General features: G+C 42.9%; 27 protein-coding genes and 1 pseudogene. 27 read left to right on the forward strand and 1 reads right to left on the reverse strand.

Features of this window, described 5'->3' with window-relative positions; all coding sequences use genetic code 11:
* Positions 1-425: 425 nt before the first annotated feature.
* The 25 genes and pseudogenes from PW252_RS02350 to PW252_RS02470 all read left to right on the forward strand — a co-directional run.
* Positions 426-962, forward strand: a complete 537-nt coding sequence (locus PW252_RS02350) for a terminase small subunit (protein ID WP_248049310.1) — start codon at positions 426-428, stop codon at positions 960-962.
* The gene (locus PW252_RS02355) at positions 949-2178 is read left to right on the forward strand and encodes a PBSX family phage terminase large subunit (protein WP_248049311.1); all 1230 of its coding nucleotides are present in this window, start codon (positions 949-951) and stop codon (positions 2176-2178) included. The genes PW252_RS02350 and PW252_RS02355 overlap by 14 nt, the downstream gene beginning before the upstream one ends.
* The gene (locus PW252_RS02360; RefSeq protein ID WP_248049312.1) at positions 2178-3572 is read left to right on the forward strand and encodes a phage portal protein; all 1395 of its coding nucleotides are present in this window, start codon (positions 2178-2180) and stop codon (positions 3570-3572) included. Before PW252_RS02355 ends, PW252_RS02360 begins: the two co-directional genes overlap by 1 nt.
* Positions 3562-4860 carry a minor capsid protein gene (locus tag PW252_RS02365; RefSeq protein ID WP_248049313.1) on the forward strand — a complete coding sequence of 433 codons (1299 nt, stop codon included), beginning with the start codon at positions 3562-3564 and terminating at the stop codon, positions 4858-4860. The genes PW252_RS02360 and PW252_RS02365 overlap by 11 nt, the downstream gene beginning before the upstream one ends.
* Positions 4861-4866: 6 nt before the next feature.
* Positions 4867-5112: a hypothetical protein gene (locus tag PW252_RS02370; protein ID WP_172097069.1), complete on the forward strand. Its 246-nt coding sequence runs from the start codon at positions 4867-4869 to the stop codon at positions 5110-5112.
* 58 nt (positions 5113-5170) lie between these two features.
* Entirely contained in the window at positions 5171-5416 is a 246-nt protein-coding gene (locus PW252_RS02375; RefSeq protein ID WP_248049315.1) for a hypothetical protein, read from the forward strand.
* 7 nt (positions 5417-5423) lie between these two features.
* Complete coding sequence (locus tag PW252_RS02380; protein WP_248049316.1) at positions 5424-5615, forward strand: hypothetical protein; 192 nt, start codon at positions 5424-5426, stop codon at positions 5613-5615.
* 150 nt (positions 5616-5765) lie between these two features.
* Entirely contained in the window at positions 5766-6359 is a 594-nt protein-coding gene (locus PW252_RS02385; protein ID WP_248049317.1) for a DUF4355 domain-containing protein, read from the forward strand.
* 3 nt (positions 6360-6362) lie between these two features.
* Positions 6363-7202, forward strand: coding sequence for a N4-gp56 family major capsid protein (locus PW252_RS02390; protein ID WP_248049318.1), 840 nt, complete (start codon positions 6363-6365; stop codon positions 7200-7202).
* The gene (locus PW252_RS02395; protein ID WP_248049319.1) at positions 7202-7354 is read left to right on the forward strand and encodes a Rho termination factor N-terminal domain-containing protein; all 153 of its coding nucleotides are present in this window, start codon (positions 7202-7204) and stop codon (positions 7352-7354) included. Before PW252_RS02390 ends, PW252_RS02395 begins: the two co-directional genes overlap by 1 nt.
* A 4-nt stretch (positions 7355-7358) precedes the next feature.
* A complete protein-coding gene (locus tag PW252_RS02400; protein WP_248049320.1) occupies positions 7359-7676 on the forward strand; it encodes a phage head-tail connector protein in 318 nt (105 codons plus the stop codon).
* Positions 7673-7978, forward strand: a complete 306-nt coding sequence (locus PW252_RS02405; RefSeq protein WP_248049321.1) for a hypothetical protein — start codon at positions 7673-7675, stop codon at positions 7976-7978. Before PW252_RS02400 ends, PW252_RS02405 begins: the two co-directional genes overlap by 4 nt.
* Entirely contained in the window at positions 7971-8345 is a 375-nt protein-coding gene (locus tag PW252_RS02410) for an HK97-gp10 family putative phage morphogenesis protein (RefSeq protein WP_306455673.1), read from the forward strand. Before PW252_RS02405 ends, PW252_RS02410 begins: the two co-directional genes overlap by 8 nt.
* Positions 8342-8731 carry a phage capsid protein gene (locus tag PW252_RS02415; RefSeq protein ID WP_248049324.1) on the forward strand — a complete coding sequence of 130 codons (390 nt, stop codon included), beginning with the start codon at positions 8342-8344 and terminating at the stop codon, positions 8729-8731. The genes PW252_RS02410 and PW252_RS02415 overlap by 4 nt, the downstream gene beginning before the upstream one ends.
* Before the next feature lie 8 nt (positions 8732-8739).
* Positions 8740-9243 carry a phage major tail protein, TP901-1 family gene (locus PW252_RS02420; protein ID WP_248049325.1) on the forward strand — a complete coding sequence of 168 codons (504 nt, stop codon included), beginning with the start codon at positions 8740-8742 and terminating at the stop codon, positions 9241-9243.
* Positions 9244-9292: 49 nt separating this feature from the next.
* Complete coding sequence (locus tag PW252_RS02425) at positions 9293-9646, forward strand: tail assembly chaperone (protein WP_105160796.1); 354 nt, start codon at positions 9293-9295, stop codon at positions 9644-9646.
* Positions 9647-9735: 89 nt separating this feature from the next.
* Positions 9736-9999, forward strand: coding sequence for a hypothetical protein (locus PW252_RS02430; protein WP_248049326.1), 264 nt, complete (start codon positions 9736-9738; stop codon positions 9997-9999).
* 13 nt (positions 10000-10012) lie between these two features.
* On the forward strand, positions 10013-13483 hold the full coding sequence (locus tag PW252_RS02435; RefSeq protein ID WP_248049327.1) for a tape measure protein: 3471 nt from the start codon (positions 10013-10015) through the stop codon (positions 13481-13483).
* Positions 13484-13491: 8 nt separating this feature from the next.
* Positions 13492-14280: a distal tail protein Dit gene (locus PW252_RS02440; RefSeq protein WP_248049328.1), complete on the forward strand. Its 789-nt coding sequence runs from the start codon at positions 13492-13494 to the stop codon at positions 14278-14280.
* Positions 14277-19175, forward strand: a complete 4899-nt coding sequence (locus tag PW252_RS02445; protein ID WP_248049329.1) for a phage tail spike protein — start codon at positions 14277-14279, stop codon at positions 19173-19175. The genes PW252_RS02440 and PW252_RS02445 overlap by 4 nt, the downstream gene beginning before the upstream one ends.
* Before the next feature lie 2 nt (positions 19176-19177).
* A complete protein-coding gene (locus PW252_RS02450; protein ID WP_105144558.1) occupies positions 19178-19393 on the forward strand; it encodes a hypothetical protein in 216 nt (71 codons plus the stop codon).
* A 2-nt stretch (positions 19394-19395) separates the two neighbouring features.
* Entirely contained in the window at positions 19396-19746 is a 351-nt protein-coding gene (locus PW252_RS02455; RefSeq protein ID WP_248049330.1) for a hypothetical protein, read from the forward strand.
* Between the two features lie 3 nt (positions 19747-19749).
* The gene (locus PW252_RS02460; RefSeq protein ID WP_248049331.1) at positions 19750-20175 is read left to right on the forward strand and encodes a hypothetical protein; all 426 of its coding nucleotides are present in this window, start codon (positions 19750-19752) and stop codon (positions 20173-20175) included.
* Position 20176: 1 nt separating this feature from the next.
* The gene (locus tag PW252_RS02465; protein WP_248049333.1) at positions 20177-20416 is read left to right on the forward strand and encodes a phage holin; all 240 of its coding nucleotides are present in this window, start codon (positions 20177-20179) and stop codon (positions 20414-20416) included.
* A gap of 105 nt (positions 20417-20521) precedes the next feature.
* A pseudogene (locus tag PW252_RS02470) lies at positions 20522-21238 on the forward strand (SH3 domain-containing protein); the annotation flags it as partial.
* Positions 21239-21536: 298 nt separating this feature from the next.
* Here the strand turns inward: PW252_RS02470 and PW252_RS02475 are convergent.
* Entirely contained in the window at positions 21537-22169 is a 633-nt protein-coding gene (locus PW252_RS02475; protein ID WP_248049335.1) for a YigZ family protein, read from the reverse strand.
* A gap of 56 nt (positions 22170-22225) precedes the next feature.
* On the opposite strand from PW252_RS02475, the gene PW252_RS02480 reads away from it, so the two are divergent.
* The gene (locus tag PW252_RS02480; RefSeq protein WP_248049337.1) at positions 22226-23518 is read left to right on the forward strand and encodes a DEAD/DEAH box helicase; all 1293 of its coding nucleotides are present in this window, start codon (positions 22226-22228) and stop codon (positions 23516-23518) included.
* Positions 23511-24176, forward strand: a complete 666-nt coding sequence (locus PW252_RS02485; protein WP_248049339.1) for a ComF family protein — start codon at positions 23511-23513, stop codon at positions 24174-24176. Before PW252_RS02480 ends, PW252_RS02485 begins: the two co-directional genes overlap by 8 nt.
* Positions 24177-24201 lie beyond the last annotated feature (25 nt).

Here is a 24201-nt window from a genome sequence, read left to right on the forward strand (position 1 = left end):
AGCTAGGCTACCCACTTGAATCTCGCAAGGAGGAGAGTGAAGTCGAAGAGTAAAGCAGCCTAGACCTTTAGCGGGGTTTTCGTTAATTGAAAAACGGCTTAGTAGTTTGTGACGTAAGGGGTGGTTGGTCTAACCAACCGTGCATGATTGTTACTGGGAGGGATTCTAGTGGATAAGCGACTAACTCATAAGGTTGCGAAAGACAATCAATAAGACGTGTAATCTCAGCGTTTGGGGGACAGATGAGGTAGTGCTTATTTGGAACAACCATAGGGCACCAGGTTCGATTCCTGCTGTTCCCGTGTCAAGAGCAAGTAACCCTAAGAGGGGCTTGGCTCGATGAGGTCAGAGAATTGCATATCGCTCTGACCCAATATGCATTAGTCACACAACGAAGTGTGGCTTTTTAATTTTGATTGGAGGTGATGGTCATTGATAGACATCAACAAATTATTGACGAGCTAACTAGCGATGCAATTAAGCTGATGTCAGATTGGCCATCAGCAAGAGAAAAACAGAAGCAGTTCGTACTCGCTTATGTTTCAAGTGGATTTAAGAATGCTACGGAAGCAGCGCGACAGGCGGGGTATTCGGATAAGTCAGCGAAAAATACAGCAAATAAACTTGTCACTTTATCCGACTTTTTTCACGTCCAAGAAGTTATTAAAATATTAAAGGAAAACTTTGAAAAACGTAGTACAGAACTATCCATTGCATCCTTGGTCGAAATAAAGCAATTCCACACAAGAGTATTACGAGGAGAAGAAACTGATTTCGAGATTGTGACTTCGATCAGCGGCACTACCAGCATCGAGGAAGTCCCTCCGAGAATCAAAGAAAGACAAAAATCAGCAGATAGCTTGGTTAAAATGCTGTCTGACAGCGAGAACGTCAATCGAACAGAACTAGCCCTAGACAAGCTGTTTGACAAATTAGAAGAGGAAATAAATGGGAATAGATAGATTGTACCACAATAAGCAACTCAGCATTCTAAAACGGGCCTTGCGTGAAGATTGGTACATGATGATAAACCATGGAGCTGTTCGTGCAGGTAAGACCCAGTTGGACAACGATCTGTTCCTCATGGAGTTGCGCAGAGCGAAAAGAAATGCTAAGACTTGCGGTGTTGACAATCCAATGTACATCCTTGGTGCTACCAGTGCTGGTACTTTGCGGACTAACATCTTGCAGGAACTATCGGAGAAATACGGTATCGACTTCAAGTTTGATAAGCACGGAAACTTCACATTGTTTGGCGTGTATGTGGTTACGACCTTCACAGGTTCTGTCGCTGGTTTACGCGCTATCCGTGGTATGACGGCATACGGAGCTTATATCAACGAAGCGACACTTGCCAACAAGGAAGTCTTTGATGAAATTCGCAAGCGTTGTTCAGGGTTTGGCGCTCGTATCATTTGCGACACTAACCCAGACCATCCAAATCACTGGCTAAAAAAAGATTATATCGACAAAGCAGATGACAAGAGTATTATCGCCAATCATTTTACGATATTCGATAATACCTTCTTAAATCAGCGCTACATTGAGAACCTTATCGCAACAACGCCGAGCGGTATGTTTACAGAACGTGGTATCTACGGTCGTTGGGTCAGCGGTGAAGGGGCTGTTTATCGTGATTTCAAGGAAGATATGCTCATATCTAGCGAGGACATTCCAACAGACGACATCACAATCTATTATGCTGGTGTTGACTGGGGATATGAACACCATGGGTCTATTGTTGTTTGTGGACAAACGGCAGATGGTAGAGTCTACCTTTTAGAAGAATACTCGGCGCAGTACCAAGAAATTGATTACTGGGTGGAGATTGCTAAAGACATCAAATCTCGTTATGGAAATATCTATTTCTATGCAGACTCCGCCCGACCTGAACATGTCGCACGGTTTGAACGGGAGCATTTAAAATGTGTGAACGCTGATAAATCTGTTCTGAGTGGAATTGAACAAGTGGCTAAGTTGATGAAGCAAGGTCGCTTTTTTGTTTGTTCAGAAAAGGTTGAAAAATTCAAGGATGAGGTCTATCAGTATGTCTGGAATGAGAAAACAGGCGAGCCAGAAAAGAAGAATGATGATGTACTGGATGCACTTCGTTATGCTATCTATTCAAAATTTCAGGGGGTTGGTAGCAAAATCAAATTATTTAAGGGAGGTTTTTAATGTCGCTAGTTAGCATAAACAAACGAAAGCTATTGACAACATCAGCGGAAGAAATTACGCCAGAGTTGGTGGCAGATGCTGTTGACTTGCATCGTTCAAAATTACTTAAAGGCTATCTTGAAAACGAAGACATGTACATGTCAAATCATAGTATTTTAAAGGGTAGTCCTAAAGACCCATGGAAACCAGATAATAGACTAGTCATCAATTATGCTAAATATATCGTTGATACGTTCAGTGGGTATCAAATCGGAGTTCCAGTGAAAATTACTCACGATGATACTGCTGTTGTAGATTTCATTGACAATTTCCGTAAATTGAATGACATGGAAGACAGCGAGTTTGAGCTGGCCAAGATTGCAGATATTTTCGGCCATGCTTTTCTATATGTCTATCAGGATGAAGAAAGTAATACCAGAACAACCTACAATAGCCCAGTCAATATGCTTATTGTCCACGATGACAGTATCCAAGAAAAGCCGTTTTTTGCTGTTCGGTACGCATTTGATGAGGGTGCGGCAACTGGGTATGGACAGGTTATCACTGCGTCGGAAGTCATTGACGCAACTTTTCAACAGGGAGGTGGCGTCACATTTCACGAACGTACTCCTCACATCTACGGCAGATTACCAGTCGTTGAATTGATTGAGAACGAGGAACGTCAAGGCATCTTTGATAGTGTCAAGACACTAATTAATGCATTGAACAAGGCTGCAAGCGAGAAAGCCAATGATGTTGACTATTTTGCTGACGCTTATTTGAAAGTAGTAGGTGTTGAGTTGGACGGAGATATGGCTGGGCAGATTCGTGAGAATCGTATCTTCAATTTATGGAAGAACGGTTTGGACGGCCCGTTGCCTGATGTTGGCTTCCTGGAGAAGCCAAACTCAGATACAACTCAAGAAAATCTAATTGCTTTACTCAAAGAGTCCATCTTTGCGGTGTCTATGGTCGCAAATCTGTCCGAGGAAGACTTTGGAAATGCTTCAGGGACTGCCCTAGCGTTTAAATTACAAGCTATGGATAATCTAGCCAAGATGAAAGATAGGAAGATGCAGTCCGCTTTTAATCGTCTGTATGAGATTGTCTTTAATGTGCCTATGGCAAGTGTTCCGAGCGATGGCTGGACGGGTATCAAGTACCAATTCACAAGAAATGTGCCACGCAACGTACTCGAGGAAGCGCAGATTGTAGCTCAGCTTTCAGGTCAAGTTTCCAATGCTACTAAGTTATCTGTTCTATCTATTGTGGATAGCCCACAAGATGAATTGGAGAAGATGGCAAAAGAAGAAGAGAGTTCCAGCTTGTTATCTAAACAAATCGCCATAAATGAGCGGATGACGGACAAAGACCTTCAGCCAGATAGTCAGAAGGTGATTGCTGATGGCGAGTGATGATTGGAAAAAACGGATACAAGCTGAACAGCTAGCCAAAATGGAGCGTGGTGCGACGTTAGGCGTTGAAATGGATAGATTATACTCCTATCACTTTAACGAGCTAGAAAAGGAAATTAGAGCCTTTGAGCAACGTTACGCTGATAAGAATGGTTTGTCCTTGGCTGAAGTAAAGGCTCGAGTTGATGATTTTGATGTCAAGTCTTTCGAGGAGAAAGCCAAGCGGTATGTGGCCGAGAAGAATTTTTCTGCACGGGCAAACTCTGAGTTGGCATTGTACAACTTGAAAATGAAGACCAATCGGCTAGCTTTGTTGCAATATAATCTGGATCTAGAATTGATTGCTCTGGCAGAAGATGAGCGAAATTTGACGGAGCGTTTTTTGAACGACGAATTTATCAAGGCCATAGAAACACAATCTGGCTTGCTTGGTCAGTCTGTTTTGACAGCTAGTCAAATCGGTACTACGGCACAGGCTATCTTAAATACTCCTTTCCATGGAGCCAATTGGTCTGACAATATCTGGAAAAGGCAAACTGCTTTGCGTGAAGTTGTTGCCAGGATGACAGAGCGATTGTTGTTACAAGGGAAAAACCCGACTACCATGGTTGCCCAACTTCGGAAGGAGTTCAATGTTACTGTTAGTGAAGCCAAGCGTTTGGCAGTCACAGAAGGTGCTCGAGTAGCTACCGAGGGACAGAAACAAGCCTATATCGCAAATGGTTATGATGAATATGAATTCATCGCAGAACCGTCAGCATGTAGGGACTGCGCTAAGTTGGACGGAAAGATATTCAAAGTCAAGGACATGGAGCCTGGAGAGAATGCTGCTCCCATGCACCCTTGGTGCCATTGTTCGACAGGGGCGAATGTTTCGAAATCAACATATACTCTGTCGAATGAAGAACCTCAATTATTCCGTAGAGGAGCGTTGAAGGGTGAGTTTAAAGCTCTTAAAATCCCGATGAGGCTTTCAAGCGTTCGTAGGCTAGCTCGTGACTTTGATATCGACCTAAGCAATTCTAAGATAATCCTTGTCAAACAAAAAGATTTGATTGGAACAGGTTTTTGCGGGGGTGCTTCGGCAGAAGAGGTCGGAAAAATTTATTTATACCCCGATGCTTTTACTAGCGAAGAGCAACTGGTTAAAACATTACTTCATGAGAACGAGCATGTTCGACAGTATTTGACTTACGGTACTGAGGAAGTCTATAATAATCCTGAAAAATACGAGTTATTAGCTCAAAAAGCCGAAGAAGTATGGTATAATAAGGTTAGAAAGAGGTGATTAACCATGTATGATGATTGGATGAAATGTTTTGTAAATATCAGTAAGATAGGAACTCCAGGCAAGAGTCCGATTGACGGTAAGACACCTTTGAATTATATTTTTATGGATTACGGAAATGATTTCGGCAACCTCATTATTTGGGATCCTGTGAATAAGGTTAGAAAAATCTTTGATAGAGTTGCCAAACGTGATTTTTATCCAACTATGCCTTTAACCAATGGTTTTTTAGCTGATTATAAAATTGTTTAATAAGCACCTAGAGAAATCTAAGTGCTTTTTTGTTGCAAAAAATAGAAAGGAGGTCGCTATGAACAAACGCATCAAAAAGAAACGCTGGCTTGAAATCAAGTTAGCTGAGTGTTTAGCTCGTGAGCATTTGCTTATGTCGGCTGTGACTGAGCAGAATGACAAGATTGTTAAGCAGGCAAAAGAAATCACTGATCTACGTTTGATTATTGAACGCAATGCACAAGCTACAAATGCGAGATTTGACAAAATCGAGAAGCAAGTGGCCAATAGTAATGCCAAAAAATCTTGGTTCGGTAGAAAGTAGGAGAAAAATGGAAAAACAAATTATTATTTTTTTGAAAAATGGCGAAACATTATTGTTTCAAGATGTAAGTAATGTGGATGTGACAGATGAATATGTTGCTTTCGATTACTTTGGAAAGAGTACAAATCAAGAAAAAAGTGGTGCTTTCTACTTTGATAATATTGCAGGTTGGTCTGTATCGGCTGACCTTCTGGACTAGGAGGTGCCACATCTTGACAGCAGGAAAGACTGCGCCAATCGCATAACCTAACCGTGTGGAATTCCATACGGTTTTCTTTTTGTCCAAACTTTGAAGACGTTAAAAGCCAAGGTTAATCAGTCCACTCTGGACTTAAAAAGGAGGTGCCGTATGGCAGAAGATATTAAAGATACAGTAGTTGAAACCGAAAAAGAGACAGTCGACACCTCGGAGACGGCTGAGACTACTGAAAAAACATTCACTCAAGAGGAAGTGAACGCATTGATTGAAAAGCGTTTGGCTAAACAAGAAAAATCGTTTAACAAACGTATTCAGGAAAAGCTGGATGAGGCCGAAAAGCTACGTCAGATGAACGCCGAGCAAAAAGCTGAGTATGAAACTAAGAAACAAGCTGATTACATCGCTGAACTTGAAGCTAAAATCAACCGTAGTGGGCTCGAAAAAGAAGCATCCAAAATGCTTTCTGAGAGTGGTTTGGTTGCTGATGATAAAATCCTAGGCTTTGTCGTCAAAGACACCGCAGAAGCTACTCAAGAGGCCGTAGATAGCTTCTCGGCTTTAGTGAATGACCTTGCTGACAAGAAAGTTAGCGAAATGCTCAAAGGTAAGACGCCGAAGAAGGTTGAACAAACCACTTCAGCAAGTATTACCCAAGAGCAATTTAATCGCATGAGCTATCGTGCTCAACTGGATTTGCAAAAATCTGATCCAGAACTATATGAGAAATTATCGAAAGGATATTAAAGTATGACACAAACTAAAATCGCAGATTTAATCAATCCACAGGTAATGGCAAATCATATTTCTGCTAAATTGCCTAAGTCTTTGAAGTTTACGCCTCTAGCAACCATTGAACGCACACTTGTTGGTCAACCTGGTACAAAATTGACTGTACCGAAGTTTACTTATACAGGTGCTGCATCCGAAGTAGCAGAAGGTCAAGCAATTCCGTTGAACAAGCTTGGAACAACTACTACTGAAATGACCATCAAGAAAATCGCTACAGGTTATGAAATCACTGATGAAGCTATCCTATCTGGCATGGGTGACCCTGTCGGTGAAGCTGTTCGTCAACTCCGTCTGGCTATTGCCGATAAGATGGATAGCGATATTATCGAATTGGCTAAGACAGCTACCCAGCACGTAACAGATGCGCCGAATACACTTGAAGCCATCCAAAAAGCACTCGATATCTTTGCTGATGAGGAAGATGTGCGTTATGTTGGTATCTTCAACCCGGTAGATGCTATGAAGTTACGTACTGCAGCAGGCAAAGACTTTTTGCGTGGGTCTGAGCTTGGGGCTCAAGCGCTTGTTTCTGGTGTGTTTGGTGAAGTCTTGGGTGTTGAAATCGTTCGTTCTAAGAAAGTGACGGCTGGCCAAGGCTTTATCGTTGCCATTTCCGCACGTTCGACAGATGCAGAGGATGATGCTCGTTATGGCGCTTTTGTTATCAACATGAAACGCGATGTTTCTGTTGAGACTGACCGCGACATCTTGAAGAAAACTACAGTCATCACTGGTGATGAGCATTATGGTGTTTATCTCTATGACGATACGAAAGTGGTACGATTCGGAGGCAACTAATGGGAATGCTATTACGTCGTCATTACGAAAAAGAACAGCTTAATTTGTCAGAAATGACAATCAAGCAATTGAAAGCAGTGGCGAAAGAAAAGGGCGTTGAGGGTTATTCTGCCCTTGACAAAGAAGCTTTGATTGAAGCCTTGAAGGAGTAACGATATGGGGATTATCGAGCAAGTAAAGGCACTGTTGGGGATTTCTGATAACTTGCAAGATAATCTCTTGGAAGTGATTCAGAAGCTCACAGAAGCTCATTTCATAGCTTATACAGGGCAAGAAATAATCCCTGCCAAATTGGAGTTTGTCATTGTCGAAGTGATGGTAAAACGATTCAACAAGCTAGGTTCAGAAGGAATGTCAAGTCACGGGGTCGAAGGACTGTCTATGTCGTTTGACCTTGATGATTTTGCTAGCTACGACAAGGTTATTCACCGTCAGTTTGCTAGCGACTTCCAAGCGGGGTTTAAAATGATATGAGATACGCGGATAGAATTGTTTTCATAAAAACTGGAGCTGAATTCTATGACCCTGATATTGGCGAGTACATCAGCGGTGCCAATGAAGAATTTGTTTTGCCTTGTCACATCGTCGATTTGGGCGTTGAGAAATCGATGCAGATTTTTGGCGATTATGCATTAGAGCGAAAGATATGCTATCTTCAAAATCCATTAACAGTCACTAACGTCGTTTGTGTTTACAAAGATAAAAAATACAAAGTCCTGGCTGATAAACAGAACTCAAAGGTTTTATACTTGGAAGGAGACAACAGCATTGGTTAAAGCAACGATGAAGTTTGTTGGATTGGATAAACTAGGGCAGAAGCTGAAAGCGATTCAAAAAATGGACGCAGTAAAGGACATTGTCCAAAAAAACGGCGCAAAATTACAACGCACGATTGTTAGGAAAGCTGTATTTCGTGGGCACTGGGAAGGCAAGAAATTTGTTAAACCGACTGGTGCAACGAGGCGTTCGGTGCAGTTGTCCATTTCTGCAAACAAACTGACTGCGAAAGCTGGTCCGACCACTCATTATTCCGCCTATCTAGAAAAAGGTACGCGATATATGAGCGCTCAACCGTTTGTTGGCCCAGCTTTTGACGAAGTGAAAAAAGACTTTGTCAAAGATCTAGAAAGGTTGGTTAAATGATTAAAACAAGAGACCAATCAATTTTCGATGAAATGTACAAACGGATTAGGAATCTCGGTTTTTCGGTCTATGACTATAAGCCGATGGACAGGGTGCCTTATCCATTTGTTGAGTTAGAATCAACGACTACGGACCATGTGCCAAATAAGACAGATATCAAGGGGGCTGTGACCTTGCTTGTTAGCGTCTGGGGCTTGCAGAAAAAAAGAAAGCAGGTCTCAGATATGGGGTCTGCTATTTTTGCGCAAGCCCTGTCCGTGGAGCAGACTGACGGATATCGTTGGTCTTTAAATATTGCAAAATCATCTATCGAAATGATGGATGATACTACTACGGTTGACCCGCTCAAACGAGCGAGGTTAACCCTTGTTTTTACAGTTAGATAGGAGTAATTATGCCGGTAGCAAAAAAAGGTATTGATTCAATTTTGTTGTTTCGTATTTTAGACGATGCGACTAAAGAGGTTGCTGCAAAGCTAGCGTTCCAGACAGAACATAGCACAGAGAAGAGCCGTGATACCAGCACGTCTCAAACCAAAGACGGAGTGCTTCAAACGGTCGGCGGTATCGAAGCAACATTGTCAGCGACATCTATTATGGCTGAAAAAGACCCGTTGGTCGAAAAATTGGAATCTGCAATGGATGCAGGGAAAATAGTTGAAATTTGGGAAATTGAAAAAGGTGCAAAGAATACATCTAACAATAAGTATGAGGCGACGTACTACCAAGGCTATTTAACCAGTTTTAACAAAACTAAGAACGCCGAAGACCTTGTTGAGCTCGAAATGGAATTTGGCATTAATGGCGTAGGAGCCAAAGGAGAAGCGACACTTACCGAAGAACAGGCTCAAGTGGTGCAGTACGTCTTTGAGGATACGACTGTAAAATCTAGTTCATAAGGTTGCGCCCGTTATTGGGCGCTTTATTTTTTAGCAAGGAGAAAAACACATGCAATTGGAAATCAAAGGAAAAACGTATCAAGTTAAGTTTGGCGTGAAGTTTGTAACGGAAATGGACAAGCGCCATGTCATGAAAGATGATCGTGGTGAATTCGGAATGGGTCTTGAAACAACGGCGCCATTCTTGTTGGCTCGTAAGATTACGACACTGGCTGAATATCTCCATGTTGGTACGATTACAGAGAAATCCCGTCCAAGTTTTGATGCGATTTGTGACTATTTGGATGAGGTTGAGGATATCGAGGCGGTATTCTTGGAAGTTGAGACAGAATTGGAACAGTCCAATGCGTCAAAGCTCTTTATCGGCAATCTCAAGCGCGAAATGGAGAAGGTCGAAGCCTAAAGCCGTTAAGCTCGGCTGAAACCTTTGAGCAAATTGTCATCAACTGCGTTCGCTTTCTTGGTATTACAGATATGGACGCTATCGGGCGAATGACTTTGTATGAGTATGACCTGCTTATGACAGGAAAGGCTCTACAAAGTATCGACACCATGCATAATCTTCATCAACAAGCTTGGCTCAATCGCCAAGTTAAGGCGACTAAGAAAAGGGGCAAGAATGAAGTCTATGTCTTTAAGAAATTTGAAGATTTCTTTGATCATGAAAAGGCTATCGAGAAGATTACTGGCAAGATGGATTTGGATGTGATACAGGATGACAAATTGTATAGCTTGCTGAAAAAAGCCAACGTTTAGAAAGGAGGGTTAAATGGCTGAATCATACTCAGTTGAAGCGGTATTATCAGTCGTTGATAAATCATTTACCTCAACATTAAATAAGGCCAATAAGGCAATCACCGGTCTAGACAAAGCGTCTAACTTTTTTAACTCAACAAGCAATAAAGCAACCTCCATGTTTAAGAGCATGTTGGGGGCAAATCTGGTCAGCTCTGCGGTTTCTAAGATGACCGGTCTTGTTAGTGCGGGTCTTTCCTCTATGGGTGTAGATTTGACTAGCTCTGCCAAGGCATGGAAAACGTTCGATGGGAATTTGTCAGAGCTGGGTTTTGGTCGAAAAGAAATTGATGCCGCAAAGGCCTCTATGCAGGACTATGCGACCAAGACTATTTATTCTGCGTCTGACATGGCTTCCACTTATGCTCAGCTTGCTGCGGTTGGTATCAAAGACACAGGAAAGTTAGTCATGGCTTTTGGTGGTTTGGCTGGTGCGGCTGAAAATCCAGCACAGGCCATGAAAACCTTGTCTCAACAAGCAGTGCAGATGGCAGCCAAACCAACGGTTGCGTGGGCTGATTTTAAGTTAATGTTGGAACAAACGCCAGCAGGTATTTCAGCTGTCGCAAAAGCAATGGGGATGACGACATCTGAATTGGTGACGGCTGTTCAAGACGGAAAAGTCTCCACGGAAGATTTCTTTAACACAATGATTGCTGTGGCCGGAGACGCAAATAGTTCGTTTCAAAAGATGGCTACAGAGTTTAAAACGGTTGACCAGGCGATTGATGGGACAAAGGAAGGGTTATCCAATAAATTGATGTCTGCTTTTGACCATCTAAATAAATTTGGAATAAAAGCTATATCTGCTGTTGGTGCTGAACTAGATAAGATTGATTTTTCTAAGGTTGCAAATGGGCTTGGGAAATTCTTAGACGGGATTGATATCGATGGCGTAATTTCCAAAATCTCTAGCAGCCTTCAAAAAGGTTATGAATCTGCTAAGCGCTTTGTTTCGGGTTTTACTAGTTCTGGGGCGCTGGGTAGTGCAAAAGATGCGCTCAATGCTTTGTGGGAAGCCTTGAAGAATGTCGTTAAAGCATTTTCTGGCGGAGATGTGTCGAACTTGGGCGCAACAGTCGGAACTGCATTTAAAACAGTCGCTGATGCGGTAACTGAAGTTGCGAATGCTGTATCGAAACTTTCACCTGCTCAGATAAAAGCTATTGCGTTAGCTTTTGGTGCGTTTAAGTTAGCAGGATCGACTATTAACACCGCGACAGGCGCGATTAAGCTATTTTCTGGTGCGGTAACGACTGCCAAAACTGGATTGAACATCGGAAAAAATATCTTCAATACAGGGAACGCTTTACTCGGCATGAGCAAAGGTTCGCAAGCGGCAAGTTCTGCGTTGACGTTTCTTGCGGGGGAGTCAAAGGTTGCTAGTGCAGCTCTTGGCGGTCTGAATATTTTTAGCAAAATTGGTGGATGGATTAGTGGTGCCCTTGGATTTATTGGGTCGTTAGGAACCGCTTTAACTTCGGCAGGAACTGTCACAGGAGGTCTTTCAGCCGCCTGGGGCGTTTTGAGTGCTGCGTTTATGTCCAATCCAATTGGTTGGGTCATCGGCCTTGTGGTGGGCCTAGTCGCTGTCATTGCGACATTATGGGCTAAGTGCGAAGGTTTTAGAAATGTCGTTACATCCGCTTGGGAGTCAATCAAAAACGCTTTCGCAACAGCATGGGATTTCATCAAAACGAAAGCGACAGAGGTTTGGGATTGGTTAGTGGCTGAAACCGCTCCGATCGTCGAATCTATCAAAGGGGTTTGGGAATCGCTTCAGGAATTTTTCAGCGCCTTGTGGAATCGTATCACCTCATTCGGTTCATCGGCTTGGAGCACTTTCTCATCTGTTATATCTACTGTGGTCGAAAAAGTGAAATCAGTATGGCAAGCAATTGAGCCGTTTATGTCTGGTTTATGGAACACTATTGTTTCGGTCGCTACTGCAGTGTGGAACACCTTGAGTCCAATTATATCTGGTGTTTGGGAAATTATTAAAACGATTATCCAAACTGCTTTTGATGTTATTAAAGGAATTATTGATACCGCAACTGCATTAATCAACGGCGACTGGGATGCAGCATGGGAATCGTTCAAAGGGATTTTCTCAACGATTTGGGAAGCGATTAAGTCTATATTGCAAATTGCAATTGATTCTCTCTCGGCAGCTTTGTCGACAGGTATGGAGTATCTAAAAGGTGTTTGGGAAACCGTCTGGGGAGCGATAAAAACCTTTGCATCAGATACATGGACGGCTATTCTTGAATCGGTTCAAGTCGCCATCACTTTTCTACAATCTGTTTTTCAATCTGGGCTAGATTTAATCAAAGGAATCTGGGAGACCGTTTGGAATTCGATTAAAGACTTTATTATTCCGCTTTGGGAAGGCATCAAGATGATGTTTCAAGGTGTCTGGGAATTCATCAAATCCATCTTTATGGGGGCTTTGTTGATTATTCTCGACCTCGTGACAGGGAATTTTACTCAGCTACAAGCCGATATTGATTTAATCTGGCAATCCATTAAAGATGCATTTCAAAAGGTTTGGGACGGCATCAAGCTGATTTTTGATACCGTGGTTAACGCTGTAGTCGACTTCGTCAAGACAAGCTTTGAAAACACAAAACAATTTTTGAGCCAAACATGGGAAAGTATCAAGTCAACGGCATCTACCGCTTGGGAGAACCTAAAAACAAGCGTTTCGAATACTATTCAAAATCTTGTTGATGGCGCGAAACGTGCATGGGAAGGGTTAAAGTCTTTCTTGGCGACAACATTGGAAAACATTAAGTCAACAGCAATCAATGCATGGAACGACCTCAAATCAAGCGTCCAAAACACAATCGACAATCTTGTTTCTGGGGCAAAGCGTGCGTGGGAAGATTTGAAAAATAGTGTGTCGGAGTTGGTCGAAAGAGTGAAAGGCATTTTCGATGGATTAAAGAACATCGACCTCTTCGCAGCAGGGCGTGCCATTATTGATGGATTTTTGAATGGTTTGAAATCTGCGTATGAAGGTGTGAAGAACTTCATCGGCGGCATCGCTGACTGGATTCGAAACAACAAAGGCCCAATCAGTTATGACCGAAGACTCTTGATTCCAGCTGGTAATGTTATCATGGGTGGTTTGAATAAAGGGTTAGAAACTGGGTTTGGCACCGTAAAAAATACTGTGTCCGGGGTCGCTGACACCATCTCAAATTTGCTATCGAACAATATAGATATCACTCCGGATTTTGCTGTAATCAAGACCGGAATCTCTGCGCTATCTAACAATTTCAGTCCATCTGTCGCATTTAGCGGAGCTATGGAACACGAAATGAAACTGAACCGAAAAGAGCCAGCTTACATTAATTTAACACTTGGCACGAATAGTTTCCGCGCCTTTACGAATGACATTACAGATACTCAAAAACTTGAATTAGTTTTAGAAGAATACTAGGAGGGAATATGTACGATTTTAAAGATACAACAGTGAGTACTCAACTAAATCAAGCTGTCCCCTCCGACAACATGTCCATCAACGGTGTACCCCTCAATCAACTGGTTGAGGGCTACCGCCATTTGACGGTAACAGGTAGGGGGTTGCTTGGCCAATCGGTTAAGACAGCCTCTGTCCCTGGCCGCCGTGGCGTATGGGTGGAAGATGTGTCTGATGATGAGCGTGTACTTGAAATCAAGTACCAACTAAAAGCTAGAACCAGTGCGGATATGCGGGATAAGTTTGCGAAACTCAACAGGATTTTGCGGACACTTGCTAGTAGCGGTTATCTGGAAATTACATTCAAGGACGAGCCGACTTACACCTACTATGGCTATTTCAGCGGAGCGGATGACATTGAGGAAAAATCCTTGTCTGTTGTCAGCAAGTTCGCCCTGATAGTGCCAGATGGCTACAAAAAGAAAAATGCCCAGAATTCCACTGGGCTGATTTTTTTATCCGATGCCATTGAAGTCTTGCCTGAGTCTATCACGGTCACACCGACTGGGACGGTTAACCAGGTACAGATTATCAACGGGACTAAAATTTTATCTTTTGCTGGCTCTTATGTGGCTGGAAAAGACATTGTGGTCACATTTGGAGATGAAGAAGTAACTGCCACCTACAACGGAAGAAACATCCTCAGTGAGCTGGAGCGGTTCAGTCCGCTGGAACAATTCACGGTCAAGAATGGAGATACTATCACGGCAAAGAATGCCACAGTAAAAAATGTAGTTTGGAGGGATGAGAGAGCGTGATTTATTTATTTGATAAAGATGAGAAGCTAATCAAGATTGTCAGAAAATCAGCTGTCAAGACTGCCTTGCAGAAGTACGCATTGACAACTGAACGCTACGTGTCTGATCGATTGACGGTTGAACTCAAAGGACTGAATGCGGATGAGCTTGAGCAGGTCGAATACATGGCTATTCAGACCATGGAAGATGCTCATACCTTTCATTATTTCTACGTGGCCCAGAAATTTTCAGATAGTCTGACAACTCTGATTGGTGTCCAGTCTGGGATTGAGGAGCTTCGGAAGTCACCTGTCTATGACAAGCGTCCAAAGAATGCCTTTGCCCGTGATGTGATTACAGACTTGCTCGCTGGAACTAACTGGCAGGCTCGCTTTGTCGGAGAAACCACTCCACACAGTACCAATTTTTATTACACATCGATTTTCGATGCTTTGAAAAAGGTCTGTGAAGTTTGGGATTTGGAGATGCAATTTTTCGTCGAGATGAACGGCAATCGCATCGGTGCTCGCTATATTGATTTTAAACAAAGAATCGGTGAAGCAATTGGTAAGCGTGTGGTTTATGGTCACAATGCCTTGCAAATCTTACAAGAGGTGGAACGTACCAACATCTTTACTGCCCTGGTCGGACGTGGCAAGGGTGAAGAAACTGGTGACGGCTACGGTCGAAAAATCACATTTGAAGATGTGGTTTGGTCAAGGACACAAGGCAAACCAGTTGATAAGCCTAAAGGGCAGAAATACCTAGAATTGCCCTTGATGACCAGACAATATGGTATCAAGAATGCTGATGGCTCTATGCGTCCTAAAATCGGCTTTGTGGACTTTTCAGAAGAAGAAAATCCAGAAGTCTTGATTGAACGGACTTACAGGGCTTTAGTGGATTCTGCACGTCCGCAGTTGACCTTGAAGACATCTAGCGTTTACCTGAAAGGTGTAAAAATCGGGGATACCATTCGAGTAGTTCGGCATGACAAGAAACTGGACTATGATACTCGGATTTTCGAAATTACCTTTAACCGACTCAATAATCAATCCAGCGACATCAAGCTTGGAGATAGGATTGGCGAAAGTAACGAAGCCAAAGTTCAGACCATTGCGGACAAGGCTGTGGAACAGTTTGTTAATAATGAATTCTCCAACTTCGTCCAGAACTTACCTGATTATCTGCCGAGTGCAGACGGCTTTAACAACAACTGGTACGGTGCTGAAGACCCTACTGTCAAGTATCCAGGTAAAGTGCTGATTAACGATATTTGGTATAAGCCAGATCCAGAGCACGAAGGGCACAAAATCATGCTTCGTTGGACTGGAGAAGTCTGGGAAGAAATTCTGAGAACCTACGAGAGTGAAGCCTTGCGAGATAGGATTGCGGAGGAAATCGCTCAAGTCAACACAACCATGCAAGCACAATCTGAGGAACACGATAGACAGGTTGCGGATATATTGTCCAAAACCCAGTCTATCGAATCGCTTGCCAACCAAGCTAAGACGGATGCTGCTAGTGCATTGGCTAGAGCTAACCAGGTCAAGACCGAAGCTATCGCAGATGCGAGAGCACAGGTAGCGACGGTTAGTCAGGCGTTTTACACTGCTAAGACTGAGCTACAGTCAGCAATCGCTAGTGCGGACCAAAAGGCTAGAGATAGCCAAGCAAGTGCCACAGCCTTGCGCAATGACCTCAACTTGCAAGCGAGCAAGATTTTGGAGCAAGCACGAGCACAGACGGCTTTGACCAATCGTGTGACGACCGTTGAAACTCTGGCAGATGGTACCAGGTCAACAGTCGCAGAACTGTCACGAACCATGCAGGAAGCTACGCAGAATATCGCTAGTGTCACCGCTAGGACCAAGACAGTAGAAGACACTCTGAGCCAAACCAGAACCCAGTACGAAGCCCTAACGCAGACTGTCAATGCTCAGACAGGGCAGATTGATAGTATCAATCGTCGGACTGGTACGATTGAGGTAGGCTTAACTGGGATACAAGAGAGATTCGAAAGTATCAAAATTGGCAATCGAAACTACTTCAAAAATGCAAAAGATAGAAGCTACCTTATCACTAATGCCGTAACGCAGGATTTTCGGACATATATCTACGAAGATTTTTGGAAAAATACCTTACGTTTTGAGCGAAATAAGGTGAGGGTGTCGTTTGATATTGCTTTTAGTCCAGCTCTTCCGCAAAATTTTACAACGAGAGTCCATTTCGAAGCGACACCTTGGTACTCATCAAGCGTTACTTTCAAAGGCAACACGACAGATGTACAACATATTGACTTAATTATTGACTTAAGTAGTTCCAATGCATCATATTGGGCAGATAATGTATTTATACGTTTTAGCAACTCGTTCCCGGTAAATACAAACGTGTCAATCAAAAATATGATGCTTTATATCTCAGATTTTAAAGAGGATTATGCGGAACCTTCGGAAGATTTTCGTTCTGAGTTTGCAACTTATGTCCGAAATGCGACCGAGAATAGCGCAGAACTTGTTAGACGGATAGAAACAGCGGATGGTAAAGCAGTAGATGCTAAGTCATACGCTCAACAGACGGCAGAAGGCTTTAAGTCAAGGATTGAAAGCCTGGAAACGTACAAAGACGCGGAAGGCACACGAGCCAGCCAATATTTGACTGCTAGTCGGACTGAGACTGCTAAACAGATAGCAGCAGAGCGAACTGCGATTGCTACCGACTATGTTGCGAAATCAACCTACACAGAGGATGTCCGCGGAACAACGTTGAAACTCAATGAGATTAAGTCAACAGCTGACACTGCCAAGCAAAATCTAGCGACTTATCAAGAGACTGTAGACCGTAAGTTGACTGAATTGACTTCAAGTACACAGACACTTGATGGCAAAATCGATGCAGCTAGCGCCAAGGTAGATACCGTGGCTGGTCAAATTCGGACGGAATTAACTCGAGTTGAGGGTAAAATTCCGAGTGATTTGGGCGGGCGGAACTATATCTTAAAGAGCGATGTCTATGCGACCTCTGGAAGTAGGTATTTTGATACCTCTCCCGAATTTATCGACTACGCATACTCTGGAAAGTATGTGACCATTAGCTTGGACATCAAGGGCGAGAATCTTGTACCTGATTCAAGAGGACTATCCCGTATTGGGTGCGAGTTGCGATTAAATCTGTCAGACGGTAAAGTCTTGTATCTCCAGTGCCAAAAAATCGTATCAGGAACGCAACCGAGGGAACGAATTTCGGTTACGCGAAAAATTCCTGAGGGAGTTTCGGTTGTAAGTGCGAACAAAGTGAATATGTATATCCAAGTTGGCGGTACTGCATTAGCTGGTCGTCCAAAGTTCGAACTGTCGTCTATTCCAAGCGACTGGTCACCAGCTCCAGAGGATATCAATTCGGAGTTAAACTCTACAAAGACCTTAATTACTCAGACCGCCGAAGGTCAGACCCAACTATCCAATCGCTTGACAACGACTCAGGATAAGGTCTCTACTGCCGAAACTAAAATCAATCAATTGATTGGGGACGTATCCAGCAAAGTATCCCAGACCGATTACAACACGCTAACTGGTCGTGTAAGTAGTGCCGAGACCGCTATTACTCAAAATGCACAAGAGATTAGTAAACGTCTGACAAGTACGCAGGTTAATCAAGCTATACTTGCTGATAAAAAAATTAAAGATACTCGTAGTGACAATCAAAGTCCGCAATGGTATTGGACTAATTATCCAAGACAAACAGTCGAGGAATTTAAAAGATCAACAGTAATTGGATTAATCGGCGAAAGCGCATATGCAATTTTGACAACGAACGTTCAATGGGATGATTCGTCGGGAGGGAAAGTCAAACAGACCGCTAAAACAGACCGCGCTACATTTGAGCGCTATGGTGCTGGCACTACGTGGGAAGAATGGACAAAAATTGCAAACGCTGGTGATTTAGCAAACTATACGACGAAGACGGAATTTCAAACAGTCAAGGAAACGACAAGTCTTTACGAGCGAATCATCGGCTCAACGGAAACTGGTATCAAGGATAAAGTAGCTCGTATGGTTATGGCTGATAGCCTGTTTCTAACCGAAGTAAAGGATAAGATTAGCGGTACGGCTACACGGGTGAGTCAATTGGCAGGGTCTTATGCGATTAAAAACTTGACCAAAGCAGGCGATGTGTTGGGGCAGATTAACCTAAATCCAGATGGCTCTGTCAGGATTAATGAGGGTCTTATTAGCATAGGTGACAAGACCTATATCAAAAATGGTGTTATCAAGTCAGCTATGATTGGCAAAGGTCAAATCGGTACGGCACATATCGGTGAGATTGATGCAGGGATAGCTAAAATCATCAATCTGGACGTGTCGAACATCAAGGGGCTTGATGCTGAATTTATTAAAGCGAAAATCGAAAATGCGTTGATAGGCTGGCTACGTGGGAAGACTATATCTGCAGTTAACAACGTGACTACTTTTGATTTAACAACTGGGCTAATCACCGTAAATAATAATCAAAGCGGTTTCTTATTCAAAGATGGCAATTCTGTAGTCGGACGATTTGGATATGGAAATATTACAAGGTTAGGTATCGGATTATCAAAAGGGATTGATATTTATACAAATAAAAATCATTCACTTGCTTTAGGCTATGAAATGACGAATGGCATGTACAGTACCGCTATTCAAGTTGATGGCGGAAGCGGAGAAGTGCGTATTGCAAGTCCAATATATCTTTCCGACAAAATTTACCCTCTGGCAACGAAATCGTACGGCTACCTGAGGCTTGATCCTTTTGGTAATTCCGGGTTGAAACTTACCAGAAACTCTGGCAACGGGATAGCCTTTGATGACACCGATGTATATATAATCGTGAATGGGAATACCTATTCGTTTAAACAATGGATAATAAATAGGAGATAAACATGAACCAAGAACAAATCAATCAAGCGCTACGCTTGACCAATAACGACCTCGTGTCAAAACTGTCAGAGGAAATGACGACGAAGAACTTGCTGGCTGTGCAACTAACTGAGGCACAGCATACCATCGCCATTTTGCAGGCGGAAATTAATGATCTAACTCAGCAACTGGACGAAGCTACTAAACCAGAAGAAATCATTGAACAAAAAGGAGAATAATCATGACTCAAACTACTAACAACACATTGCTTAATTTGGAAGAAACAACGCAACCATTTGACCTTGCGACTGCACTCCACTACATGAAGGAAAATGGGGAATTTATCCGTTGTAAGTCGGCAACACAGGACTTTTATATGTACCGTGATGTCCAAAAGCGTCCTGCAATTGTAAATGGTCGTCGCAAGTTTGTGGACGTGGAAACGATTTGGGCATTTAACCAGTGGGGTAGTACTACCACTACCATTAACATTGCCGACATGCTCAACGAAGAGTATTGGATTATGAAATTTGACGAACATGGCAACCCAGACTGGACAGACCCACAGGCACCAGAAACACCAGGGGTCTAGCCTATGGCAGATCAAATCTTACACATCATCGGAGCGGTGGCACCTACTATCGGTGTCATCGCTACTGGTGGTTTTGGCTATCTTGCGGCACGGTCTAACAATCTCAATAAGGCTCAATTCGGCGAACTTAAACAGAGTATGGAAGACATCAAAGACGATGTGTCCAATGTAAAAAAGGTCGTTAGCGATAACCGAAACAGCCTTAATGATGTCAAGGAAGAAGTAGAAACGCTTAAAAATAGCAGTCGCAGTAGCCGTCGGTATCTGCTGTACAAGGACTTGGAAATGGCTATCGAGCGTGGATGGACAACGCTGGAAGAACGCAGGGAAGTTGCCAAGCTATTTGATAGCTACAAGATACTTGGTGGTAACGGCGAGATAGAAACCATGTACCAAATTTATATACAATTACAAATAAAGGAGGGATAATATGCGTAAAATCAATTGGGGTGTACGACTCCGAAATAAGACATTTTGGTGGACCTTAATGCCATTGATTGTGCTATTGACACAGCAATTAGGCTTTAATTGGGTGCCGAAGGATTGGGAAACCACTTTTGGCACAATCATGTCCATCTTAACCGTGGTCGGTGTCATCAACGACCCGACAACTAACGGGATTGCTGATAGCGAACAGGCTCTACACTACTACGAGCCGAAGGTGGACTGATGAGGACTCTTAAAATTATTTTTTGTGTGTTGGCGTTGATTATATTGGCGCCGATTGCATTTTTGCTTTTACCATTTATGGAGGTGTTAAATGACAACCGCAAATGAAGTAGTACAATTTTTCGTTAACCTAGCCAACGCTGGCATGGGTGTTGACAAGGACGGCATGTTTGGTACGCAATGTGCGGATGTGCCAAGCTACACTGCCAAACATTGGTTTGGTGTTGATTTGTGGGGCAACGCTATCGACTTGCTCAATTCGGCTGCTGCAGTCGGTTGGGAAGTCCATTACATGCCTACTGATGCCAATCCGCAAGCAGGCGATTTCTTTGTATCTAACGCCTTCTTCGGCGGTGTTAATTACGGACATACTGGTATCGTGATAGCCGATAGCGACGGATATACCATGCAAACCGTCGAGCAAAACATTGACGGCAACTGGGACGCTTTAGAGGTTGGAGGGCCTGCCCGTTTTAACGAGCGTGGTTTTTCAAACGTGGTAGGATGGTTCCGTCCACCGTACTCAGCTGGTAGCAATACCCAAATTGCCCAACCAACTTCGGATGAAATTGAGCTGATTCCAGAGACCGGTACATTTACTGTCGGAGATAGCCCAATCAATGTACGCCGTGCGCCTAGCCTTAACGGTGAAATCGTAGCTGTTTACGAACCTGGCCGATCTGTCAAATATGACAGCAAGGGCTCTGCTAATGGCTACCGTTGGATTAGCTATATCGGTAGCTCCGGCTATCGTAATTATGTGGCGATAGGTCAGACGGATAGCGCAGGCAACAGAATCAGCCTGTGGGGAACAATAAAATAGATTTCAGCCCAGCGATTGCTGGGCCTTTTTTGTTGCTCAAGATACAGTAGGAAACAGTAGGATACAGTAGGATACAGTAGGATACAGTAGGATACAGTAGGATACAGTAGGATACAGTATTCTATTGTTCAAAAGCAGTCAAAATTGCACAATAGACTTTACCTTTATCACGGACATTTTGCAAAATTGCCGTTTTGCGGAAAAAAAGACCTTGTCCAGAGGTCGGGGAATAGTCGGGGAGTTGTAACTATAAATAGCTATATAATAAGTAAAAAAACTATCATAACGATAGTCTTTTTTAATGGACAGGTACCTCAACGATACGGCTGTCAGTCTTCTCCGCCTGAACTTTTCCATGGTAAAACTCCGTCAGGCTAGCCAAAGTTTTTTCCAAATGTTCCTTATCCACAAAAATCATGGTTGACACCTCGGTCGTGAATTGAGTATCAAACTCTTCCAGACCTCGCTCCGCACGCCAATTGGCAAATTCTTGGTATTGGGCATAGGACATGGTGATGGAAATTCCTTCCTGTTCCTTGACTTCCACAACCCCAATTTCCTTGACAGCACTAGCAACAGCACCAGCGTAGGCACGAATTAGACCGCCAGCACCTAACTTGATACCACCAAAATAGCGGGTAACCACTGTTGCGACATTGGTCAGTTGGTGATTTTCTAAAACCGTTAGCATGGGTACTCCAGCAGTACCAGACGGTTCCCCGTCATCTGAGGACCGCTTGATTTCCATATTTTCTCCAAGGACAAAGGCAGAGCAGTTATGGGTGGCCTTGTAATGTTCTTTTTTGATCTTGTTGATAAAGTCGCGAGCCTCTTCCTCACTGGTCACTCGCTTCATAAAACAGATAAAACGAGATTTCTTAATTTCTTCTTCAACAATACCGTCTTCTTTAATCGTCTTAAATTCTTTCATAAGCAAATTGTACTAATTTTTTTCAAAACTGACAAGAAATTCCGAATAAATAAGTGATGAAAGAATTAGAAAATTATTATGGAAGACTATTTACCAAATACCAATTGACCCCAGCAGAGCGAGAAAAAGCAGAGAAGCTATCCAGTGTCACCGACAAGCATGCCTGCTTTCGCTGTGGTACAGCTTTTGAAGAAGAAAATAAATTGCCAAATGATGCCTACTACTGTCGAGCCTGTTTGCTTCTAGGCAGAGTACGGTCAGATGAAGAACTCTATCATTTTCCACAGGAAGAATTTCCTGTAAATAGGTGTTTGAAATGGAAGGGGACATTAACAGATTGGCAGCAAATGATTTCAGATGGATTGGTTGAGAATGTAGGAAAAAGACAGGCTACACTGGTTCATGCTGTAACAGGAGCAGGAAAAACGGAAATGATTTATCATACAGTTGCATCCGTGATTGATAAAGGAGGGGCAGTCTGTCTAGCTAGTCCTCGAATAGACGTCTGCATAGAACTCTATAAGCGCCTTCAAGATGACTTCTCAGTACCGATTAGTTTGCTACATGGAGAGTCAGAACCCTATTTCCGAACGCCGCTTGTTGTAGCGACCACCCATCAGTTACTAAAATTTTACCAGGCCTTTGATTTGGTTTTGATTGACGAAGTCGACGCCTTTCCCTATGCTGACAACCCCATGCTCTACCGTGCTGCTGATAACGCGGTTAAGGAAGACGGTGTCCAAGTATTTTTGACGGCAACGTCAACAGATGAACTGGACAGAAAAGTCAAAACAGGCAAATTAAAACGGCTCAGCCTCCCCAGACGATTTCACGGCAATCCACTGGTTGTTCCGCAAAAGGTTTGGTTTTCCAAATTTGATGCCAATCTAAAAAAACAGAAATTAGCCCCCAAACTTACTCGAGCCATTCAAGAACAAAGAAAAACAGGTCACCCCTTGCTCATATTTGTGCCAGAAATTTCCAAAGGTCAAGATTTTGCTAAGATAATGGAAAAAACATTTCCAGAAGAAACTGTTGGCTTTGTATCCAGTCAAACTGAAAATCGACTTGATATAGTAGAAGGCTTTCGCAATCAAAAGATTACCATTCTCATTTCTACCACCATTTTAGAACGTGGTGTCACCTTTCCAAAAGTAGATGTTATAGTGGTCCAAGCCAATCATTACCTCTACACATCGTCTAGTCTTGTACAGATTGCTGGTCGTGTAGGTCGAAGTATAGACCGTCCGACAGGCTTGCTCCAATTTTTCCACGAGGGGTCTACTCGTTCCATTGAAAAGGCTATTGCAGAAATCAAACAAATGAACAAGGAGGCAGGCTATGTCTAACTGCTTACTCTGTGATCAAACCATGAAAACCAGACAAACCTTTTCTGAGCTTATTTTCTTTGGTAAGTCCCAGTCAGGAGTTTGTAATGACTGTATGGCTACTTTTGAAGAAATAGCAGAGCAACACTGTTCGCATTGTGCTAAAAGTGGAGAAGAAGAGACCTGCAAAGACTGTCGTTACTGGTTAAGCCAAGGGAAATCAGTGTCTCACACAGCTATTTTTCAGTACAATGAAGCCATGGCAGATTACTTTAGTCGCTACAAATTTCAAGGCGATTACATCCTCAGGAAAATCTTTGCAGAACAAGTCCAAAAAGCTCTAGAACCTTATTCCGACTATACAATCGTTCCCATTCCGCTCAGTCAAGAACGACTAGAAGAACGGGGATTTAATCAAGTGACAGGAATATTGGATGCGGCTAGGGTCCCCTATAAAGAATTGTTAGGCAAACGAGCTAGCCAAAAGCAATCCTCAAAAAGTCGAGAAGAGAGGCTAGGAACAGAACAAACATTTTATCTGGTGGATGAAAAAAGTCTCCCAGAAAAAATTTTATTAGTTGACGATATTTACACAACAGGGGCTACAATCCAGCTTGCTACAAGGCTTTTCATGAAAACAAGTCAGAAAGAAATCAAAACATTTTCACTCGCACGATAAGAAAACGCTTGCATTTTTTTGGTAA

This window comes from Streptococcus sp. 29887, assembly GCF_032595075.1.
GTDB classification, from domain to species: domain Bacteria; phylum Bacillota; class Bacilli; order Lactobacillales; family Streptococcaceae; genus Streptococcus; species Streptococcus iners.

Coding starts and splice junctions, on each gene's coding strand:
- PW252_RS02420 (WP_248049325.1), top strand. CDS start 8,740: ATGCCGGTAGCAAAAAAAGGTATTGATTCAATTTTGTTGTTTCGTATT.
- PW252_RS02425 (WP_105160796.1), top strand. CDS start 9,293: ATGCAATTGGAAATCAAAGGAAAAACGTATCAAGTTAAGTTTGGCGTG.
- PW252_RS02350 (WP_248049310.1), top strand. CDS start 426: ATGGTCATTGATAGACATCAACAAATTATTGACGAGCTAACTAGCGAT.
- PW252_RS02370 (WP_172097069.1), top strand. CDS start 4,867: ATGTATGATGATTGGATGAAATGTTTTGTAAATATCAGTAAGATAGGA.
- PW252_RS02485 (WP_248049339.1), top strand. CDS start 23,511: ATGTCTAACTGCTTACTCTGTGATCAAACCATGAAAACCAGACAAACC.
- PW252_RS02360 (WP_248049312.1), top strand. CDS start 2,178: ATGTCGCTAGTTAGCATAAACAAACGAAAGCTATTGACAACATCAGCG.
- PW252_RS02390 (WP_248049318.1), top strand. CDS start 6,363: ATGACACAAACTAAAATCGCAGATTTAATCAATCCACAGGTAATGGCA.
- PW252_RS02355 (WP_248049311.1), top strand. CDS start 949: ATGGGAATAGATAGATTGTACCACAATAAGCAACTCAGCATTCTAAAA.
- PW252_RS02435 (WP_248049327.1), top strand. CDS start 10,013: ATGGCTGAATCATACTCAGTTGAAGCGGTATTATCAGTCGTTGATAAA.
- PW252_RS02405 (WP_248049321.1), top strand. CDS start 7,673: ATGAGATACGCGGATAGAATTGTTTTCATAAAAACTGGAGCTGAATTC.
- PW252_RS02475 (WP_248049335.1), bottom strand. CDS start 22,169: ATGAAAGAATTTAAGACGATTAAAGAAGACGGTATTGTTGAAGAAGAA.
- PW252_RS02400 (WP_248049320.1), top strand. CDS start 7,359: ATGGGGATTATCGAGCAAGTAAAGGCACTGTTGGGGATTTCTGATAAC.
- PW252_RS02375 (WP_248049315.1), top strand. CDS start 5,171: ATGAACAAACGCATCAAAAAGAAACGCTGGCTTGAAATCAAGTTAGCT.
- PW252_RS02440 (WP_248049328.1), top strand. CDS start 13,492: ATGTACGATTTTAAAGATACAACAGTGAGTACTCAACTAAATCAAGCT.
- PW252_RS02365 (WP_248049313.1), top strand. CDS start 3,562: ATGGCGAGTGATGATTGGAAAAAACGGATACAAGCTGAACAGCTAGCC.
- PW252_RS02450 (WP_105144558.1), top strand. CDS start 19,178: ATGAACCAAGAACAAATCAATCAAGCGCTACGCTTGACCAATAACGAC.
- PW252_RS02385 (WP_248049317.1), top strand. CDS start 5,766: ATGGCAGAAGATATTAAAGATACAGTAGTTGAAACCGAAAAAGAGACA.
- PW252_RS02430 (WP_248049326.1), top strand. CDS start 9,736: ATGACTTTGTATGAGTATGACCTGCTTATGACAGGAAAGGCTCTACAA.
- PW252_RS02415 (WP_248049324.1), top strand. CDS start 8,342: ATGATTAAAACAAGAGACCAATCAATTTTCGATGAAATGTACAAACGG.
- PW252_RS02480 (WP_248049337.1), top strand. CDS start 22,226: ATGAAAGAATTAGAAAATTATTATGGAAGACTATTTACCAAATACCAA.
- PW252_RS02395 (WP_248049319.1), top strand. CDS start 7,202: ATGGGAATGCTATTACGTCGTCATTACGAAAAAGAACAGCTTAATTTG.
- PW252_RS02460 (WP_248049331.1), top strand. CDS start 19,750: ATGGCAGATCAAATCTTACACATCATCGGAGCGGTGGCACCTACTATC.
- PW252_RS02455 (WP_248049330.1), top strand. CDS start 19,396: ATGACTCAAACTACTAACAACACATTGCTTAATTTGGAAGAAACAACG.
- PW252_RS02465 (WP_248049333.1), top strand. CDS start 20,177: ATGCGTAAAATCAATTGGGGTGTACGACTCCGAAATAAGACATTTTGG.
- PW252_RS02380 (WP_248049316.1), top strand. CDS start 5,424: ATGGAAAAACAAATTATTATTTTTTTGAAAAATGGCGAAACATTATTG.